At 69.8% G+C, this 16,818-nt stretch carries 20 protein-coding genes; 14 read left to right on the forward strand and 6 right to left on the reverse strand.

Annotated features, from left to right (window positions below; translation table 11 throughout):
* Positions 1-132 precede the first annotated feature (132 nt).
* Positions 133-492: a hypothetical protein gene (locus tag ACIA8E_RS10985; RefSeq protein ID WP_399296667.1), complete on the forward strand. Its 360-nt coding sequence runs from the start codon at positions 133-135 to the stop codon at positions 490-492.
* Between the two features lie 104 nt (positions 493-596).
* On the opposite strand, the gene ACIA8E_RS10990 is transcribed toward ACIA8E_RS10985, so the two are convergent.
* The 4 genes from ACIA8E_RS10990 to ACIA8E_RS11005 all read right to left on the reverse strand — a co-directional run bounded on the left by ACIA8E_RS10990 (position 597) and on the right by ACIA8E_RS11005 (position 3,657).
* Complete coding sequence (locus ACIA8E_RS10990; RefSeq protein ID WP_399296669.1) at positions 597-749, reverse strand: hypothetical protein; 153 nt, start codon at positions 747-749, stop codon at positions 597-599.
* Between the two features lie 124 nt (positions 750-873).
* The gene (locus ACIA8E_RS10995; RefSeq protein WP_399296672.1) at positions 874-1,887 is read right to left on the reverse strand and encodes a heme A synthase; all 1,014 of its coding nucleotides are present in this window, start codon (positions 1,885-1,887) and stop codon (positions 874-876) included.
* A gap of 79 nt (positions 1,888-1,966) precedes the next feature.
* Positions 1,967-2,734: an ABC transporter permease gene (locus ACIA8E_RS11000; protein WP_399296674.1), complete on the reverse strand. Its 768-nt coding sequence runs from the start codon at positions 2,732-2,734 to the stop codon at positions 1,967-1,969.
* Positions 2,731-3,657, reverse strand: a complete 927-nt coding sequence (locus tag ACIA8E_RS11005) for an ABC transporter ATP-binding protein (protein ID WP_399296677.1) — start codon at positions 3,655-3,657, stop codon at positions 2,731-2,733. The genes ACIA8E_RS11000 and ACIA8E_RS11005 overlap by 4 nt, the downstream gene beginning before the upstream one ends.
* A 136-nt stretch (positions 3,658-3,793) precedes the next feature.
* Here ACIA8E_RS11005 and ACIA8E_RS11010 point away from each other — a divergent pair, with 136 nt between their 5' ends.
* The 10 genes from ACIA8E_RS11010 to ACIA8E_RS11055 all read left to right on the forward strand — a co-directional run bounded on the left by ACIA8E_RS11010 (position 3,794) and on the right by ACIA8E_RS11055 (position 12,302).
* Complete coding sequence (locus ACIA8E_RS11010; protein WP_399296679.1) at positions 3,794-4,534, forward strand: helix-turn-helix transcriptional regulator; 741 nt, start codon at positions 3,794-3,796, stop codon at positions 4,532-4,534.
* Positions 4,531-5,952, forward strand: a complete 1,422-nt coding sequence (gene sufB / locus ACIA8E_RS11015) for a Fe-S cluster assembly protein SufB (RefSeq protein WP_326603017.1) — start codon at positions 4,531-4,533, stop codon at positions 5,950-5,952. The genes ACIA8E_RS11010 and sufB overlap by 4 nt, the downstream gene beginning before the upstream one ends.
* A gap of 59 nt (positions 5,953-6,011) precedes the next feature.
* Positions 6,012-7,193, forward strand: a complete 1,182-nt coding sequence (gene sufD / locus ACIA8E_RS11020) for a Fe-S cluster assembly protein SufD (protein ID WP_399296682.1) — start codon at positions 6,012-6,014, stop codon at positions 7,191-7,193.
* Positions 7,193-7,510: a bifunctional 3-phenylpropionate/cinnamic acid dioxygenase ferredoxin subunit gene (locus ACIA8E_RS11025; RefSeq protein ID WP_030919832.1), complete on the forward strand. Its 318-nt coding sequence runs from the start codon at positions 7,193-7,195 to the stop codon at positions 7,508-7,510. The genes sufD and ACIA8E_RS11025 overlap by 1 nt, the downstream gene beginning before the upstream one ends.
* A gap of 7 nt (positions 7,511-7,517) precedes the next feature.
* On the forward strand, positions 7,518-8,282 hold the full coding sequence (gene sufC / locus ACIA8E_RS11030; RefSeq protein ID WP_327423740.1) for a Fe-S cluster assembly ATPase SufC: 765 nt from the start codon (positions 7,518-7,520) through the stop codon (positions 8,280-8,282).
* Complete coding sequence (locus tag ACIA8E_RS11035; protein ID WP_399296685.1) at positions 8,279-9,535, forward strand: cysteine desulfurase; 1,257 nt, start codon at positions 8,279-8,281, stop codon at positions 9,533-9,535. Before sufC ends, ACIA8E_RS11035 begins: the two co-directional genes overlap by 4 nt.
* Before the next feature lie 10 nt (positions 9,536-9,545).
* Positions 9,546-10,001: a Fe-S cluster assembly sulfur transfer protein SufU gene (gene sufU / locus ACIA8E_RS11040; RefSeq protein WP_037852851.1), complete on the forward strand. Its 456-nt coding sequence runs from the start codon at positions 9,546-9,548 to the stop codon at positions 9,999-10,001.
* Entirely contained in the window at positions 9,998-10,336 is a 339-nt protein-coding gene (locus ACIA8E_RS11045) for a metal-sulfur cluster assembly factor (protein WP_030974666.1), read from the forward strand. Before sufU ends, ACIA8E_RS11045 begins: the two co-directional genes overlap by 4 nt.
* 140 nt (positions 10,337-10,476) lie before the next feature.
* A complete protein-coding gene (locus ACIA8E_RS11050; RefSeq protein WP_399296689.1) occupies positions 10,477-11,871 on the forward strand; it encodes a DUF3616 domain-containing protein in 1,395 nt (464 codons plus the stop codon).
* A 65-nt stretch (positions 11,872-11,936) separates the two neighbouring features.
* Positions 11,937-12,302, forward strand: coding sequence for a VOC family protein (locus ACIA8E_RS11055; RefSeq protein WP_399296691.1), 366 nt, complete (start codon positions 11,937-11,939; stop codon positions 12,300-12,302).
* A gap of 55 nt (positions 12,303-12,357) precedes the next feature.
* Here ACIA8E_RS11055 and ACIA8E_RS11060 read toward each other — a convergent pair whose 3' ends face one another.
* Positions 12,358-13,380 carry a hypothetical protein gene (locus ACIA8E_RS11060; protein ID WP_399296694.1) on the reverse strand — a complete coding sequence of 341 codons (1,023 nt, stop codon included), beginning with the start codon at positions 13,378-13,380 and terminating at the stop codon, positions 12,358-12,360.
* A gap of 274 nt (positions 13,381-13,654) precedes the next feature.
* On the opposite strand from ACIA8E_RS11060, the gene ACIA8E_RS11065 reads away from it, so the two are divergent.
* A complete protein-coding gene (locus ACIA8E_RS11065; RefSeq protein ID WP_267005785.1) occupies positions 13,655-13,975 on the forward strand; it encodes a multidrug efflux SMR transporter in 321 nt (106 codons plus the stop codon).
* The gene (locus tag ACIA8E_RS11070; protein ID WP_399296696.1) at positions 13,975-14,511 is read left to right on the forward strand and encodes a TetR/AcrR family transcriptional regulator; all 537 of its coding nucleotides are present in this window, start codon (positions 13,975-13,977) and stop codon (positions 14,509-14,511) included. Before ACIA8E_RS11065 ends, ACIA8E_RS11070 begins: the two co-directional genes overlap by 1 nt.
* An 89-nt stretch (positions 14,512-14,600) precedes the next feature.
* On the opposite strand, the gene ACIA8E_RS11075 is transcribed toward ACIA8E_RS11070, so the two are convergent.
* A complete protein-coding gene (locus ACIA8E_RS11075) occupies positions 14,601-15,470 on the reverse strand; it encodes a winged helix-turn-helix transcriptional regulator (protein ID WP_399296698.1) in 870 nt (289 codons plus the stop codon).
* Positions 15,471-15,570: 100 nt separating this feature from the next.
* Between ACIA8E_RS11075 and ACIA8E_RS11080 the strand changes: the two genes are divergently transcribed.
* Positions 15,571-16,818: an MFS transporter gene (locus ACIA8E_RS11080; RefSeq protein ID WP_399296700.1), complete on the forward strand. Its 1,248-nt coding sequence runs from the start codon at positions 15,571-15,573 to the stop codon at positions 16,816-16,818.

Here is a 16,818-nt window from a genome sequence, read left to right on the forward strand (position 1 = left end):
CCGCGCGGGCCCCCGCCCCCCCGCCGGCGCCCCCCCCCCCCCCCCCCCCCCCGGGGCCCCCCCCCCCCCCCCCCCCCCCCCCCCCCCCCCCCCCCGTCGCCAGTTGATCTACCCGTCGGTAGCATCCGTTGCATGGCAGAGACGGCAGAAACCCAGCAGGTTGACGACAGCAAGCAGGCCGCCCGCGCGGAGCGCAGGGCAGCCAGGCTCGCCAAGCAGATCGGCGCCTTCGCCAAGGCGCACGGCGGCGCCGAGGGGCACCTCGCGTACATCGGGCAGATGGGCACCCGCATCGTCCTGGTCGGTGGGGACGGCGGCTGGGGCGACCTCGTCGCACCGTCGTACGCGGTTGCCGAGAGCGCCACCGCGAAGGCCGGGATCACGATGCACGAGTCCTTCGACGGCGAGTTCGCCGCCAAGGTCCGCACCGGCCCCTACGAGTGGACGCGGATGGCCGGGATCCAGGTCGGCGGCCCGTCCAACAAGGCCTGACCGGCCGCCCGGGCCGCATCCGACGGCGTGCGGGGCGCACCCCGGTGGCGCAGGAGCAACACCTGACACCGGGTTCACCCGTTAGGACGTGTACACACACGTGGTCAGCCCTTGTCCTTGTCGGTGGCCTTCCCGTGGGATTCGGCCGCCGGAGCGAAGCGGGCTCCCTGTTTCTCGGCCGAGCCGCGGAAACCGGACATGTGGGTGGGGGTCGTGAAATGACCGGGGTCCTCTCCCGTGCCCGTGCGCAGCAGCACGTATTGGCACCCCTGGCAGTGCTTGAGGTCCGGTCCCTGCGTACCCCCGGTCGCGTACACCCGATCCGCGAAGTGGGCGGCGCTGTCTGGGGGAGGGGAAGTGAGCCGATCGCCGCCCTTGCGCTCAGCCGGCGGCTGCGGGCTCCGGCTGTTCCGCGGCGGGTCCGGGCACGGAGGCGACGGCCGAGGGGCGCTCGCGCAGCGACAGCAGGACCCGCAGGACCGCGATCCACACCAGGCACGAGCCGAGCATGTGCAGCCCGACCAGGATCTCCGGGGTGTCGGTGAAGTACTGGACGTAACCGATCACGCCCTGCGCCATCAGCACCAGGAAGAGATCACGGGTGCGGCGCCGCGGCCCGGCCGGCGCGTCGACGGCCTTCAGTACGAACCAGAGCGCCACCGTCAGCGCCACCACGACCCACGCGAGATCGGCGTGCAGCTGTGCGATCGTCTTCCAGTCGAGCGGGATGCGGTGGACATCGCTGGAGTCGCCCGCGTGCCGTCCGGCACCCGTGACGATCGTGCCGACCGCGATCAGCAGACCGGCCGCGCCCGTCAGCAGCCAGGTCAGCTGTGAGACCGCCTTGCCCACCAGCGGACGGGGCTCGGCATCGCCCTCACGGACCCGCTGCCAGGTCACCACGGCGACCGTGAGCAGCGCCGTGGAGAGCAGGAAGTGCGCCGCGACGGTGTACGGGTTGAGGCCGACGAGCACCACGATGCCGCCGAGCACCGCATTGCCCATGACCACCCAGAACTGTGCCCAGCCGAGCCTTGTGAGGCTTCGCCGCCACGGCTTCGCCGAGCGGGCGGCGATGATCGTCCAGCCGACCGCCGCGCACAGCACGTACGTGAGCATCCGGTTGCCGAACTCGATGGCGCCGTGGAGGCCCATCGCGCTGGTCGCGGTCAGGGACTCGTCGGTGCACTTGGGCCAGGTCGGGCAGCCGAGGCCCGAGCCGGTGAGCCGGACGGCGCCGCCGGTCACCACGATGAGCACGGCCATCACGACGGCCGACATCGCCGCCCGGCGGACCGTCCGGGGGGATGGAGTCCAGCGTCCGGCGATGCAGAGAAGCGGGTTCCGCGTGGCTTGAGCGACTTCGGCTCGGGTCAGCTTGGGCACGCGCACCATCGTAAGCGGCGGCTTGTGCAAGCTTTCACGAGGGGGACGAGTTACCCCGAACCGCCGGGCCGGAGCGGTCCGTCCGCGGTCATTCCCAGCGGAAGAACTTCGCCGCCGCGCCCAGCCCGAGCACCGCCCAGACCGCGAGGATCCCGAGATCCCGCCACGGCATCGAGGCGCCGTGCTGGAGCACGTCCCGCAGCCCGTCCGACAGGGCCGCGATCGGCAGCAGCCCGAGCACCGACTGCACCGCGTCCGGGAACTTGTCCAGCGGCACGATGACCCCGCCGCCCACCAGCAGCAACAGGAAGACGAGATTGGCAGCGGCGAGCGTCGCCTCCGCCTTCAGCGTCCCGGCCATCAGCAGCCCGAGCCCGGAGAAGGCCGCGGTGCCGAGCGCGAGGAGCAGCAGGACGGCGAACGGACTGCCGTGCGGCGACCAGCCGAGCGCGAACGCGATCGCCGTCAGCAGCACGACCTGCAGCACCTCGGTGACCAGCACGGAGAGGGTCTTGGCGGTCATCAGACCCCAGCGGGGCAGCGGTGAGGCACCGAGCCGCTTGAGCACGCCGTAGCGCCGCTCGAAGCCGGTGCCGATCGCCTGGCCGGTGAACGCGGTTGACATGACGGCGAGAGCGAGAATGCCGGGCGCCAGGAAGTCGACGGACCTGCCCGCGCCGGTGTCCACGATGTCGACCGCACTGAACAGCACCAGCAGCAGCGTCGGAATGATCACCGTCAGGAGCAGCTGCTCGCCGTTGCGCAGCAGCATCCGTGTCTCCAGCGCGGCCTGGGCACCGATCATGCGGGGCAGCGGGGCGGCACCGGGCCGCGGGGTGTACGTACCGGCGCTCATGCGCGCAGCTCCTTGCCGGTCAGTTCCAGGAAGACGTCCTCCAGGGTGTGGCGCTCGACGGAGATGCCGTCCGGCATCACGCCGTGCTGCGCGCACCAGGAGGTGACGGTGGCCAGCAGCTGCGGGTCGACCTGGCCGCTGATGCGGTACGCGCCGGTGGTGAGCTCGGCCGCCTGCGTGCCGTCGGGCAGCGCCTTCAGCAGCGAGCCGAGGTCGAGACCGGGGCGGCCGGTGAAGCGCAGCGTGTTCTCGGCGCCCCCGCGGCAGAGCGTCTCCGGGCTGCCCTGGGCGATGACCCGGCCCGCGTCGACGATGGCGACATCGTCGGCGAGCTCCGCGGCCTCGTCCATGAAGTGGGTGGTGAGGACGACCGACACACCGTCGGAGCGCAGCTCCCGTACGAGATCCCAGGTGGAACGGCGGGCCTGCGGGTCGAGGCCCGCGGTCGGCTCGTCCAGGAACACCAGCTCGGGGCGGCCGACGACGGCCATCGCCAGGGCGAGCCGTTGCTGCTGGCCGCCGGAGAGCCGCCGGTAGGTCGTACGGCCGCAGCTGCCGAGGCCGAGGCGCTCGATCAGGGTGTCCACGTCCAGCGGGTGGGCGTGGAGCTTCGCCATGTGGCGGAGCATCTCGTCGGCGCGTGCTCCGGAGTGGACACCACCCGACTGCAGCATCACGCCGATCCGGGGGCGGAGTGCCGCCGCGTCGGTGACCGGGTCGAGGCCGAGGACGCGGACGGTGCCCGCGTCGGGCCGGCGGTAGCCCTCGCAGGTCTCGATCGTGGTGGTCTTGCCGGCGCCGTTGGGGCCGAGGACGGCCGTGACCGCACCGGTGCGTATGCCCAGGTCGAGGCCGTCCACGGCGGTCTTGGTGCCGTACCGCTTCACCAGGCCACGGATCTGCACGACCGGCTCGTTCTTCATGGCCGGTAAGTCTAGGCAGCGGCCCGGCGGACGAGTCCCCCGGGGCCGGATTAGGTAACCCTAAGTGACGAACTCCACCATTGATCGTTTCGGACCGTGGTTGTCAGGGCCGGAGGAATTACGCAACAATGGCGTTGTGAAATACCAGGGCGAGGCTCCGCAGGAGGAACTCGCGTCCGGCGAGCGCTCGACGCGCAACCGGGTCGCGCGCTCCATCCTGGACCACGGCCCGTCCACCGTCGCCGATCTGGCGAAGCGCCTGGGACTGACCCAGGCCGCCGTCCGCCGCCATCTGGACGCTCTCGTCTCCGACCGTGTCGTCGAGGCCCGCGAACAGCGGGTGTACGGGGCGCGGACCCGCGGCCGTCCGGCCAAGGTGTTCGCCCTGACCGACTGCGGCCGGGACGCCTTCGACCAGTCGTACGACAAGCTTGCCGCCGACGCCCTTCGCTGGATCGCCGAGACCGCGGGCGACGAAGCGGTCGTCGCCTTCGTCCGCGCCAGGGCGGCTGCCCAGTCGGTGGGCTACCGCAAGACGATCGACGCGGCGGCCCCCGAGAAGCGCACAGAGGCGCTGGCCAAGGCCTTGTCCGCCGACGGGTACGCTGCTACGGCGCGAAGCGCGCCGGGCCCCCAGCAGGGCGAGCAGCTGTGCCAGCACCACTGCCCGGTCGCACATGTCGCCGAGCAGTTCCCGCAGCTGTGCGAGGCGGAGACGGAGATCTTCTCCAGCCTGCTCGGGACCCATGTGCAGCGTCTGGCCACCATCGCCCACGGCGACGGGGTGTGCACGACGTTCGTACCGCGCGGCGGACCCGCAACCGCACAGACCACCACATCAGCATCTGCAAGCACGGCCGGGAGGAACCCCGAATGACGCTCCCCACGGAGACTGCCCACCCTGAGCTCGAGGGTCTGGGTACGTACGAATTCGGCTGGGCCGACTCCGACGCGGCAGGCGCGGCGGCCAAGCGTGGCCTCTCCGAGGCTGTCGTACGCGACATCTCGGCAAAGAAGAACGAGCCCGAGTGGATGCTGAAGCTCCGTCTCAAGGGGCTGCGTCTGTTCGACAAGAAGCCCATGCCGAACTGGGGCTCGGACCTGTCGGGCATCGACTTCGACAACATCAAGTACTTCGTGCGGTCCACCGAGAAGCAGGCGGAGTCCTGGGAGGACCTGCCCGAGGACATCAAGAACACGTACGACAAGCTCGGCATCCCGGAGGCGGAGAAGCAGCGCCTGGTCGCCGGTGTCGCCGCGCAGTACGAGTCCGAGGTCGTCTACCACCAGATCCGTGAGGACCTGGAGGAGCAGGGCGTCATCTTCCTCGACACGGACACCGCGCTGAAGGAGCACCCGGAGCTCTTCAAGGAGTACTTCGGCACCGTCATCCCGGTCGGCGACAACAAGTTCGCCTCGCTGAACTCGGCCGTGTGGTCCGGTGGCTCGTTCATCTACGTGCCGAAGGGTGTCCGCGTCGACATCCCGCTGCAGGCCTACTTCCGTATCAACACGGAGAACATGGGCCAGTTCGAGCGGACGCTGATCGTCGTCGACGAGGACGCCTACGTCCACTACGTCGAGGGCTGCACCGCGCCGATCTACTCCTCGGACTCGCTGCACTCCGCCGTTGTCGAGATCATCGTGAAGAAGGGCGGCCGCTGCCGCTACACGACGATCCAGAACTGGTCGAACAACGTCTACAACCTGGTCACCAAGCGTGCCGTGGCGTACGAGGGCGCGACCATGGAATGGGTCGACGGCAACATCGGCTCCAAGGTCACCATGAAGTACCCGGCCGTCTACCTGATGGGCGAGCACGCCAAGGGCGAGACGCTCTCCATCGCCTTCGCGGGCGAGGGCCAGCACCAGGACGCCGGATCCAAGATGGTCCACATGGCGCCGAACACCTCCTCCAACATCGTCTCCAAGTCGGTGGCGCGAGGCGGCGGCCGTACCTCGTACCGCGGTCTGGTCGAGATCGGCGAGGGCGCCGCGGGCTCCAAGTCCAACGTGCTGTGCGACGCGCTCCTGGTCGACACGATCTCCCGCTCCGACACGTACCCGTACGTGGACGTCCGCGAGGACGACGTGTCCATGGGTCACGAGGCCACCGTCTCCAAGGTCTCCGAGGACCAGCTCTTCTACCTGATGAGCCGCGGTCTGACCGAGTTCGAGGCCATGGCCATGATCGTGCGCGGATTCGTCGAGCCGATCGCGCGCGAGCTGCCCATGGAGTACGCGCTCGAGCTCAACCGGCTGATCGAGCTGCAGATGGAGGGTTCGGTCGGCTAGCACAGCCTGACGACCGAATCCCCCGACTTTTGACAGAGAAAGCGAGCACTACGACAGCCATGGCTGAGGCTCAGAACATTCCGGCGGGGTCCACCACCACCGGGTCCATCGCGGTGGCCGCCGAGTCGACCGTCGCCACGCGCATGAGCGCGCCCCCGTCCTTCGACGTAGCGGACTTCCCGGTCCCCCACGGCCGCGAGGAGGAGTGGCGGTTCACGCCGCTGGAGCGGCTGCGCGGGCTGCACGACGGCACGGCCGTCGCGACCGGTGGCGCCGTCAAGGTCGCGGTGGAGGCCCCCGAGGGCGTCACCGTCGAGACCGTCGGCCGTGACGACGCCCGGCTCGGCCGGGCCGGCACCCCGGTGGACCGTGTCGCCGCCCAGGCGTACTCGTCCTTCGAGCAGGCCTCGGTCATCACGGTCGCCAAGGAGGCCGTGCTCTCCGAGCCGATCCGGATCGCCGTGCACGGTGAGGGTGGTGTGGCCTACGCCCACCAGATCATCGAGCTGGGAGCCTTCGCCGAGGCCGTCGTCGTCATCGACCACACCGGTGACGCGGTCGTCGCGGGGAACGTCGAGTACGTCCTCGGTGACGGCGCGAAGCTCACCGTCGTCTCCGTCCAGGACTGGGACGACACCGCCGTCCACGCCGCCCAGCACAACGCGCTGATCGGCCGGGACGCCACCTTCAAGTCGATCATCGTCACCTTCGGCGGGGACCTGGTCCGGCTCCACCCGCGGGTCTCCTACGCGGGCACCGGCGGCGAGGCCGAGCTCTTCGGTCTGTACTTCACCGACAAGGGCCAGCACCAGGAGCACCGCCTCCTGGTCGACCACAACACCCCGCACTGCAAGTCCAACGCCGTCTACAAGGGCGCGCTGCAGGGCCAGGACGCGCACGCCGTCTGGATCGGTGACGTCCTCATCCAGGCCAAGGCGGAGGGCACCGACACGTACGAGATGAACCGCAACCTGGTTCTCACGGACGGTGCGCGGGTCGACTCCGTGCCGAACCTGGAGATCGAGACCGGCGAGATCGTCGGCGCCGGTCACGCCTCCGCCACCGGCCGCTTCGACGACGAGCAGCTCTTTTACCTGATGTCCCGCGGCATCCCGGCCGAGGAGGCCCGCCGACTCGTCGTGCGCGGTTTCTTCGCCGAGCTCGTCCAGCAGATCGGTCTGCCGGACGTCGAGGCCCGTCTGCTCGACAAGATCGAGGCCGAGCTGAAGGCTTCCGTCTGATGGCCTTCGTCAAAGTCTGTGCGCTGAGCGAGCTGGAGGAGGACACCCCGAAGCGGGTGGAGCTCGACGGTACGCCGGTCTCTCTGGTCCGCACCGAGGGCGAGGTGTTCGCGATCAACGACATCTGCTCGCACGCGAACGTCTCACTGTCCGAGGGAGAGGTCGAGGACTGCATGATCGAGTGCTGGCTGCACGGCTCCAGCTTCGACCTGCGCACCGGCAAGCCGTCCGGTCTTCCCGCGACGCGCCCCGTCCCCGTATACCCCGTCAAGATCGAAGGGGACGATGTGCTCGTCTCCGTCACCCAGGAGTCCTGAGTCACCCATGGCAACGCTTGAAATCCGCGACCTGCACGTCTCCGTCGAGGCCGACAACGCCACGAAGGAGATCCTCAAGGGCGTCGACCTGATCGTGAAGCAGGGCGAGACCCACGCCATCATGGGCCCCAACGGGTCCGGCAAGTCGACCCTCGCGTACTCCCTCGCGGGTCACCCCAAGTACACGATCACCAGCGGCACGGTGACCCTGGACGGCGAGGACGTCCTGGCGATGTCCGTCGACGAGCGCGCCCGCGCCGGCCTCTTCCTGGCCATGCAGTACCCGGTCGAGATCCCCGGTGTCTCGGTCTCCAACTTCCTGCGTACCTCCGCCACCGCCGTCCGCGGCGAGGCGCCCAAGCTGCGTACCTGGGTGAAGGAGGTCAAGGAGACGATGGCCGACCTCCAGATGGACCCGGCGTTCGCCGAGCGCAACGTCAACGAGGGCTTCTCCGGTGGTGAGAAGAAGCGCCACGAGATCCTTCAGCTGGAGCTCCTCAAGCCGAAGGTCGCGATCCTCGACGAGACCGACTCCGGTCTGGACGTCGACGCTCTGCGCGTCGTCTCCGAGGGCGTCAACCGGGTCCGCGAGACCGGCGAGGTCGGCACGCTGCTGATCACGCACTACACGCGGATCCTCCGATACATCAAGCCCGACTTCGTGCACGTCTTCGCCAACGGCCGCATTGCCGAGTCCGGCGGCGCCGAGCTCGCCGACAAGCTGGAGAACGAGGGCTACGAGGCATATGTGAAGGGTGGCGCTTCCGCGTGACACAGCTGCCGGGCCTCCTCGACACCGAGGCGATCCGCAAGGACTTCCCCCTGCTGGATCGTACGGTCCACGACGGGAAGAAGATCGTTTACCTGGACAGTGCGGCGACTTCGCAGAAGCCGCGCCAGGTGCTCGACGCTCTCAGTGAGTACTACGAGCGGCACAACGCCAACGTCCACCGAGGTGTGTACACGATCGCGGAGGAGGCCACGGCGCTGTACGAAGGCGCCCGTGACAAGGTCGCCGCGTTCATCAACGCGCCGAGCCGCAACGAGGTGATCTTCACCAAGAACGCCTCGGAGTCGCTCAACCTGGTGGCGAACATGCTCGGCTGGGCCGACGAGCCCTACCGGGTGGACCACGAGACCGAGATCGTCACCACGGAGATGGAGCACCACTCCAACATCGTGCCGTGGCAGCTGCTCTCGCAGCGCACCGGCGCGAAGCTGAAGTGGTTCGGCATCACCGACGACGGCCGCCTCGACCTGTCCAACATCGACGAGATCATCACGGAGAAGACGAAGATCGTCACCTTCACGCTGGTCTCCAACATCATGGGCACGATCAACCCGGTCGAGAAGATCATCCGCCGTGCCCAGCAGGTCGGCGCGCTGGTCTGCATCGACGCCTCGCAGGCCGCCCCGCACATGGTGCTCGACGTGCAGGCGCTGCAGGCCGACTTCGTGGCCTTCACCGGTCACAAGATGGTCGGCCCGACCGGCATCGGTGTGCTCTGGGGCCGCCACGAGCTGCTGGAGGACCTGCCGCCGTTCCTCGGTGGTGGCGAGATGATCGAGACCGTGTCGATGCACTCGTCGACGTACGCCCCGGCGCCGCACAAGTTCGAGGCGGGTACGCCCCCGATCGCGCAGGCCGTCGGCCTCGGCGCGGCCGTGGACTACCTCTCGGCGATCGGCATGGACAAGATCTTCCAGCACGAGCACGCGATCACCGAGTACGCGGTGAAGCGTCTCCTGGAGGTCCCGGACCTCAAGATCATCGGTCCGGCCACCGCGGAGGACCGCGGCGCCACGATCTCGTTCACGCTCGGCGACATCCACCCGCACGACGTGGGCCAGGTCCTCGACGAGCAGGGCATCGCGGTCCGGGTCGGACACCACTGCGCACGGCCGGTCTGCCTGCGGTACGGAATTCCTGCGACGACGCGAGCGTCGTTCTATCTGTACTCCACGCCTGCCGAGGTCGACGCCCTGGTGGACGGTCTGGAGCACGTACGGAACTTCTTCGGCTGAGGGTTGACTGGTGAAGCTTGATTCGATGTACCAGGAAGTGATCCTGGACCACTACAAGCACCCCCACGGGCGTGGCCTGCGGGACGGCGACGCCGAGGTGCACCACGTCAACCCGACGTGCGGCGACGAGATCACGCTCCGGGTGAGGTACGACGGCGAGACCATCGCCGACGTGTCGTACGAGGGCCAGGGCTGCTCCATCAGCCAGGCCTCCGCCTCCGTGCTGAACGAGCTGCTGGTCGGCAAGGAGCTGGGCGACGCGCAGAAGATCCAGGAGACCTTCCTGGAGCTGATGCAGTCGAAGGGCCAGCTGGAGCCGGACGACGCGATGGAGGAGGTGCTGGAGGACGCGGTCGCGTTCGCCGGTGTCTCGAAGTACCCGGCCCGGGTCAAGTGCGCGCTGCTGAGCTGGATGGCGTGGAAGGACGCGACGGCGCAGGCGCTGTCCGAAGGGAAGACGGCATGAGCGACAACGAGACTCTCACCACCAAGCCGGCCTCCGAGGAGGAGGTCCGCGAGGCCCTGTACGACGTCGTCGACCCCGAGCTGGGCATCGACGTCGTCAACCTGGGCCTGATCTACGGCATTCACATCGACGACGCCAACATCGCCACCCTCGACATGACGCTGACGTCCGCGGCCTGCCCGCTGACCGATGTCATCGAGGACCAGGCGAAGTCCGCGACCGACGGCATCGTCAGTGAGCTGCGGATCAACTGGGTCTGGATGCCGCCGTGGGGCCCGGACAAGATCACGGACGACGGGCGCGAGCAGCTGCGCGCGCTCGGCTTCAACGTCTGAGCCATTGCGTGGCCGAACGGCCCCCGGCTTCCGCCGGGGGCCGTTCGGCGTTGTTCGTCTGCTGGACGCATGGTGTGTGTCCGCCGTTGGCGCGGGAGCCGGAGCCTACTCCTCGACATCACGCCGACGAGAGGCACGTTGTGCTGCATCAGCTTTCGCTCCGGAACCGCAGGGCGGCCACCGCCGCGACGGGCGTTCTTGTGCTGGCCGCCCTGGGGGGAAACGCCCCTGCGCACGCCGTCACTTACGGGACTCCGACGATCACTCTGTCGGCCGCCTACCTCTCCGGCGCCGTCGCAGCGACCGGCGACCCCGTGGTCACCGTCACCGTCGCGCAGAGCGGCGCCGATGTCACCGCGCTCGGCGTGGCGGCGTCCGCCAGCTCCAAGTCGTCCGTCGCCGGAACCGGTGATGTGACCGTGACGGGGACCGGCGCCACCCGGCAGCTCGCAGTCGCCGCGCACGCGCGCGGCTACACGGACCTCACGATCAAGGTCACCGGGCTCGGCGGCAAGACCGCCACCAAGACGCTGCACTACGCCGCGTCCGCCGCCGTGCAGAACTCTGCCGACACGCGCTACCTCACCGGGTCCTCGGACGCCTCCGCCGCCGTCGATGTCGGGGGCGGTTACGCGGTGGTGGCCGACGACGAGTCCAACACGCTGCGGCTGTACAGCCGTTCGGTATCCGGTGCGCCCGTGAAGAGCTGGGACGTCGGTTCGGCGCTCGGGGCGGACAAGGAGATCGACATCGAGGGCGCGACCCGGGTCGGGAACACCATCTACTGGACCGGTTCGCTCGGCAACAACAAGGACGGTGAGTACAAGTCCGCCCGCAACACCGTCTTCACCACGACGGTGACCGGGTCGGGCGCCACCACCCAGCTGACGGTCGGCGGCTCGTACAAGAAGCTCCGGGACGACCTCGTCGCCTGGGACAAGGCGAACGGCAACCGGTACGGCTTCGCCGCGGGTACGGCGAGCGGTCAAGTGCCGAAGCAGATCGACGGGTTCAACATCGAGGGCCTTGAGTTCGCGCCCGGCTCGACCACCACCGCGTACCTGGGCTTCCGGGCTCCGCTCGTACCGCCGAGCGAGGGCGGCAAGGCGCTGATCGTGCCCGTCACCAACTTCGACAAGGTGGCCGGGAGCGGGGCGAAGGCGGTCATCGGCACGCCGATCGAGCTGGACCTCGGCGGCCTCAGCATCCGGGACATCCGGAAGAACGCCGCCGACCAGTATCTGATCGTGGCCGGCTCCTGGGCAGCCGATGACAACTCCGACCCGTACGCCCTCTACTCGTGGGACGGTGTCGCCGGACATGCGCCGGTCAAGCGGGCCGATCTGCCGACCGCCGACCCGGGCGGCTGGGAGGCCGTCGTCGACGTGCCGGACCTGACGGTGCCGGGTGCGCGGGCGCAGCTGATCACGGACGCCGGTTCTGCCGACCTGTACGGGGACGGTACAGAGGCGAAGGACCTCGACCACGCCGAGTGGAAGAAGTCCCGTTCCGTCTGGTTCACCGTCAGCAGCTGACGAACGGGCACGGCTTCGCGTCTCGTCATGGCGAACGGCCATGTCCACCGGGCAGACTGGCGGTCATGGCCGTTTCCTTTTACTCCATCGTCGTCGACGCCCACGATCTGCCGTCGCAGGCCCGGTTCTGGTGCCGGGTGCTCGACTGGAAGTTGCTCTTCGAAGCCGACGACGAAATCGTCATCGGCGCCGACAAGGACGCCTTGCCCGGCATCACTTTCGTCCCCGTACCGGAGGAGAAGGCGGTCAAGAACCGGCTGCACATCGATCTCGCCCCCGACGACCAGGCCGTGGAGGTCGCGCGGATCATCGGTCTCGGGGCCACCCGGGCGGACGTCGGCCAGCGCGCCGATGCGAGCTGGGTCGTGCTGGCAGACCCCGAGGGGAACGAATTCTGTGTGCTGAGCCCGAAGAACTCGCTCATCGACTGAGAGTCGCCTGCACCCGTACCCGGGTCGGGCCCGTGTACGCGGGCCCGACCCGCGCTCACGGACCGAACTGCGGGGGTACGGCAGCGGCTTCGGCGAGCACCGGGCCGAGGTTCTCGTTGCGCATCCGGCGGTCGACGTACAGCAGACCGGTCACCAGCTGCGGGAACGTTGCCGAGACGAGCTGGCTGACCAGCTGCCCCAGCAGCGTCGCCACCAGGTAGCCGCTCATGGCGACGACGACCGCTGTCGCATTCGGGTCGGAGCCCAGGCTCTCCATGCCGATCACGCCGGGGAACATGCCGAGGATCGAGAACGGCAGCTGGATGACGTAGCTCGCCACGGCTGCCATGAGCATGGCCAGCAGCGAGATGCCGAAGATCCGCCACCAGTCACCGCGCACCAGCTGCGACGAGCGGCGCAGCGCGGCGATCGGGCGCTGCCCCTCGAAGACCGCGGCCGCGGGGGCCAGCGAGAACTTCACCCAGAGCCAGATCGCCAACGGGGCGGTGGCCAGAGCGCCCAGGACGCCCACCGCGATCGCCACCCCGCTGCCGGATCCGCTGTCCAGGGTGATGAAGGCGATCGTCATGGCGATGAAGGCGACCAACATGAGCACCATCGGGATCACCGCGACCAGGGAGGTCAGGAGCACCGTGCCGATCACGGCCGGGACCCGCGCCCAGGCCCGGCGCCAGATGATGCCGAAGGTGGTCGGCCGGCCCAGAACCGCGTCCTGCAGAACCGCCGGAACCGTCGCGTACATCGTCGCCGTGGCGGTCACCAGCGCCAGGACGGCCACCAGCCAGACGGCGCCGAAGGCGATCACCAGCGGCACGATGTCCTCCGTGCGCGGGCTCTCCTCCGAGGAGAGCTCCATGACCCGGTGCAGAGGGTCGTTGACCGCGGAGTACGCGATCGCGACCGCCGCCCCGACCACGACCAGCGCCCCGCCGTACACGGCCGCGCCCACGCCGAACAGCTGCTTCCAGTAGCGGCCCATCGTGGAGAAGGCTCCACCGAGTATGTCCCCGAGGCCGAGGGGCCGGAGAGGTATCACCCCGGGCTTCGGCGGCGGCATCCAGCCGCCGCCCCATCCCGGTGGCCCGGGAGGCCCCCCGTACGGCGCTCCTCCGTACGGTGTGCCGCCCCCGGGCACACCGCCGCCCCACCCTGCGTCCTGCGCCACTGCTGCTCCGTTGTCTGTTGTCGTTGCTGTGTGCCGGTCGGGACACCGTAGCGGTCCGGACCCGGGAGCGGATCCCGGCCGGCGGCACCGACCGCTGCGGGCCGGGGATACCGGGTCCGGCCATGGTTGTGTACAGATGTACGCAACGATGCGTACACTCGTACATATGGGATACGGACTGCTGGCCGCGGCCATCGCGGCGGAGGTGGCCGGGACGACGGCCATGAAGTACAGCGAGGGCTTCACCCGGCTGTGGCCCTCGCTCATCACCGTCGTCGGCTATCTGCTGGCCTTCTCGCTGCTCGCCCAGACCCTGAAGACACTCTCCATGGGCACCGCGTATGCCATCTGGGCCGGGATCGGCACGGCCGCGGTCGCCACCATAGGCGTCCTGTTCATGGGCGAGTCAGGCAACCCGGTCAAGGTGGCGGGCATCGCCCTGGTCATCGCCGGTGTGGTGGTGCTCAACCTGGGCGGAGCCCACTGATGGCCCGCCGTTACGACCCCGCGCGCCGTGGCCGCATCATCGACGCGGCGATCCGGGTGGTGGGCGCCAAGGGCATCGCGGGGCTCAGCCACCGCTCCGTCGCCGCCGAGGCCGATGTGCCGCTCGGCTCGACGACGTATCACTTCGCCTCGCTCGACGAGCTGCTGATCGCCGCGCTGCGCCGGTCGAACGAGAACTTCGCCTGCGCCATGCGGGAGAGCGAGGCGCTCCTCGCGCCGGACGCGGACCTCGCCGAGGAGCTGGCCCGGCTGCTGGGGGAGTGGTTCTCCGGCGGGCGCGGGCGACTGGAGCTGGAGTACGAGCTGTATCTTGCGGCGCTGCGCCGGCCCGCGCTGCGGCCCGTCGCCGCCGAGTGGACGAACGGTACCGCCGAGCTGCTCGCCGGACGCACCGACCCGGCCACCGCGCGGGCGTTGACAGCGCTGATGGACGGGATCTGTCTGCAGGTGCTGCTGACGGGCGGGACGTACGACGCGGCGTATGCGCGGGAGATGCTGGCCCGGATCACCGGCTGACCCGGGCCGGCCAGGGCAGGGCAGGGCGGTTCCGGGCCGGGTGGGCGTCGGCGCATCGCTCATCGGCAAGCCGGGGGCGACCGCCCGGTTCAGCCGCCGACCGCCATCAGTGCCGCCCGCACGCTCGCCTCGATGTCCGTGATCGGATACAGCGCCTCGCGGACCGTCCGGTCCCGGTCCACCACCAGCGTCAGCCGCTTCAGCCGGCTGGCCCCCGCGACCCGGAACGTCGGCAGGCGCAACGCTGCCGCCAGCTCCAGCTCCGCGTCGGACAGCAGTGGGAAGCGCAGCCCCTCCGCGTCCGCGAACGCCCGCTGCTCGTCCGGGCGTTGGGTGGAGACTCCGTGCACGCTCGCCCCCGCCGCCGTGAACTCGGCCAACTGGTCGCGGTACGTGCAGGATTCGAGGGTGCAGCCGCGCGCGCCCGGGATCCCCGCCCAGCCGGGCGGATAGGCGTCCTGGCGGGCGTACGCGCCCGGAAAGCAGTACAGGACGGTGTGCGGGGTGTCGGCGACCGGGTCGCGCAACACGCCGTAGCTGTCGAGGAGTTGCAGCTCGGGCAGGCGTGTGCCCACCAATGCGTGCACCCGCGCCGCCTCCCGGGACGCCTCCGTGGTCGTTGCCATCGTCTCTCCGTCTCCCGTCACCCAGGTGTCACCCCAGTCCTGGAGCGCGATCAGCACAGGCAGCAGTGCCCGACCGCGCGGGGTGAGCCGGTACTCGTACCGGGCCGGGCGGTCCTGGTACGGCTCCCGGGCCAGTACGCCCGCGTCGACCAGCAGGCGCAGCCGCTCGGTGAGCACCTTGCGGGACATGCCCAGCTCCTGCTGGAGCGCGTCGAAGCGGTGCACCCCGCGCGCGGTGTCCCGCACGATCAGCAGGGTCCACCAGTCGCCGACGACATCGAGGGCCTGGGCGATCGCGCAGTCGGCGTCGGCCAGGCTGGTGCGCTGCGGCATTGCTTCGTCTTCTTCCGTTCTCTTCCTCATGGATTGACCCGCGGAAAGCATGCTGCCATAGTCCGTTCCCAAGGGGAACTCACTGGGGAGGGTGATGGGGATGGGGATGCTGCGGAACGTGCCGCGGACGGTGCGGCTGTTGGCCTTCGGCGCCTTCCTCAACGGAGTCGTGAGCTTCACCTTCGTCTATCTCTTCGTCTATCTGACCGGACCGCGCGAACTGACCGTCCCGCAGGCCGGAGTGATCGCGGGCGTCGGAGGGGTCGGCCTGGTCGCCGGGAACTTCACCGGCGGCTGGTTCGGCGACCACTACGGCCACCGCCGGATGCTCCTCGCGGGCGCGCTGGTGAGCGGCGCGGCGCTCGTCACCCTGCCGGTCCTGCCGGTCGCGGCGATGTACGGGGTGCTGCCGCTCGCGCAGTACGCGGCCGGCGTCGTACGCGCCGCCAACTCCGCACTCGTCGCCGTCTCCGTGCCCGAAGGCGGCCGACGACAGAGCTTCGCCGTGATGCGCGCCGGCGGCAACGCGGGCTTCACCGTCGGCCCACCGCTCGGCGCGCTGATCGCCGCCCACTTCTCGTACGACTGTCTGTTCGTCGTCGACGGCCTCGGGACGCTGCTCTTCGCCGTGTACGCATCGAAGGTGCTCCCGGCACGCGGCACCGTACACACCCGGCCGGCCCACGACCCCGACGCGCCCGGGCTCCTGAGGGAGCTGCGGGCAAGGCCCGCGGTGCCGGTGCTGCTCGCCGCGATCCTCTGCGTGGACCTCGTCTACCGGCAGCAGTACTCGACCCTGCCGGTCTTCCTCGCCGATCACGGCCGCAGCACCCAGTTCTACGGCTGGCTGCTCGCCATCAACGGCGGCGTCATCCTCTGCCTCGAACTCCCTGTGACGCACGCGCTGCGCCGACGGGCGCCGCTGAGCATCGTCGGCGCCGGCCTGTTGCTGGTGGGGCTGGGGTTCGCGGTACTGATCCCGGGGGCGGGGGTGCTGTTCGCCGTCACCATGATGGCGTCGGTGACCGCGGGCGAGATCCTGTACAAGACCACCGCCACGGCATACGTCGCCGACCAGGCACCCGCCCATGCGCAGGGCCGCTTCCAGAGTCTGTACGCGGGCGCCTCCATCAGCGGGCAGGTGCTGGCGCCACCGCTCGGCGGCGCGCTCTACGCCACCGCGCCGGAGCTGCTCTGGCCGGCCTGCGCGCTGCTGGCGGGCGGCGCGGGTCTCGCGGTGCTGGCGGCGCGGCGGCTGAGGGGGCCCGGGGCGGGAACCGCGCGGGGGCCGGTGCGAGACGTGCCTGCCGGGCAGGCGCCACCCGTACGGCAGCCACAGCCCGGGTGA

The organism is Streptomyces sp. NPDC051664 (assembly GCF_044453545.1).
Classification (GTDB): domain Bacteria; phylum Actinomycetota; class Actinomycetes; order Streptomycetales; family Streptomycetaceae; genus Streptomyces.

Bases quoted from the DNA above. Each gene is read 5' to 3' on its own strand.
- ACIA8E_RS11055 (WP_399296691.1), top strand. From the start codon at position 11,937: ATGGCCGTTTCCTTTTACTCCATCGTCGTCGACGCCCACGATCTGCCG.
- sufC (WP_327423740.1), top strand. From the start codon at position 7,518: ATGGCAACGCTTGAAATCCGCGACCTGCACGTCTCCGTCGAGGCCGAC.
- ACIA8E_RS11025 (WP_030919832.1), top strand. From the start codon at position 7,193: ATGGCCTTCGTCAAAGTCTGTGCGCTGAGCGAGCTGGAGGAGGACACC.
- ACIA8E_RS10985 (WP_399296667.1), top strand. From the start codon at position 133: ATGGCAGAGACGGCAGAAACCCAGCAGGTTGACGACAGCAAGCAGGCC.
- ACIA8E_RS10995 (WP_399296672.1), bottom strand. From the start codon at position 1,887: ATGGTGCGCGTGCCCAAGCTGACCCGAGCCGAAGTCGCTCAAGCCACG.
- ACIA8E_RS11070 (WP_399296696.1), top strand. From the start codon at position 13,975: ATGGCCCGCCGTTACGACCCCGCGCGCCGTGGCCGCATCATCGACGCG.
- sufB (WP_326603017.1), top strand. From the start codon at position 4,531: ATGACGCTCCCCACGGAGACTGCCCACCCTGAGCTCGAGGGTCTGGGT.
- ACIA8E_RS11005 (WP_399296677.1), bottom strand. From the start codon at position 3,657: ATGAAGAACGAGCCGGTCGTGCAGATCCGTGGCCTGGTGAAGCGGTAC.
- ACIA8E_RS11075 (WP_399296698.1), bottom strand. From the start codon at position 15,470: ATGCCGCAGCGCACCAGCCTGGCCGACGCCGACTGCGCGATCGCCCAG.
- ACIA8E_RS11000 (WP_399296674.1), bottom strand. From the start codon at position 2,734: ATGAGCGCCGGTACGTACACCCCGCGGCCCGGTGCCGCCCCGCTGCCC.
- ACIA8E_RS11045 (WP_030974666.1), top strand. From the start codon at position 9,998: ATGAGCGACAACGAGACTCTCACCACCAAGCCGGCCTCCGAGGAGGAG.
- sufD (WP_399296682.1), top strand. From the start codon at position 6,012: ATGGCTGAGGCTCAGAACATTCCGGCGGGGTCCACCACCACCGGGTCC.
- ACIA8E_RS11065 (WP_267005785.1), top strand. From the start codon at position 13,655: ATGGGATACGGACTGCTGGCCGCGGCCATCGCGGCGGAGGTGGCCGGG.
- ACIA8E_RS11080 (WP_399296700.1), top strand. From the start codon at position 15,571: ATGGGGATGCTGCGGAACGTGCCGCGGACGGTGCGGCTGTTGGCCTTC.
- ACIA8E_RS11060 (WP_399296694.1), bottom strand. From the start codon at position 13,380: ATGCCGCCGCCGAAGCCCGGGGTGATACCTCTCCGGCCCCTCGGCCTC.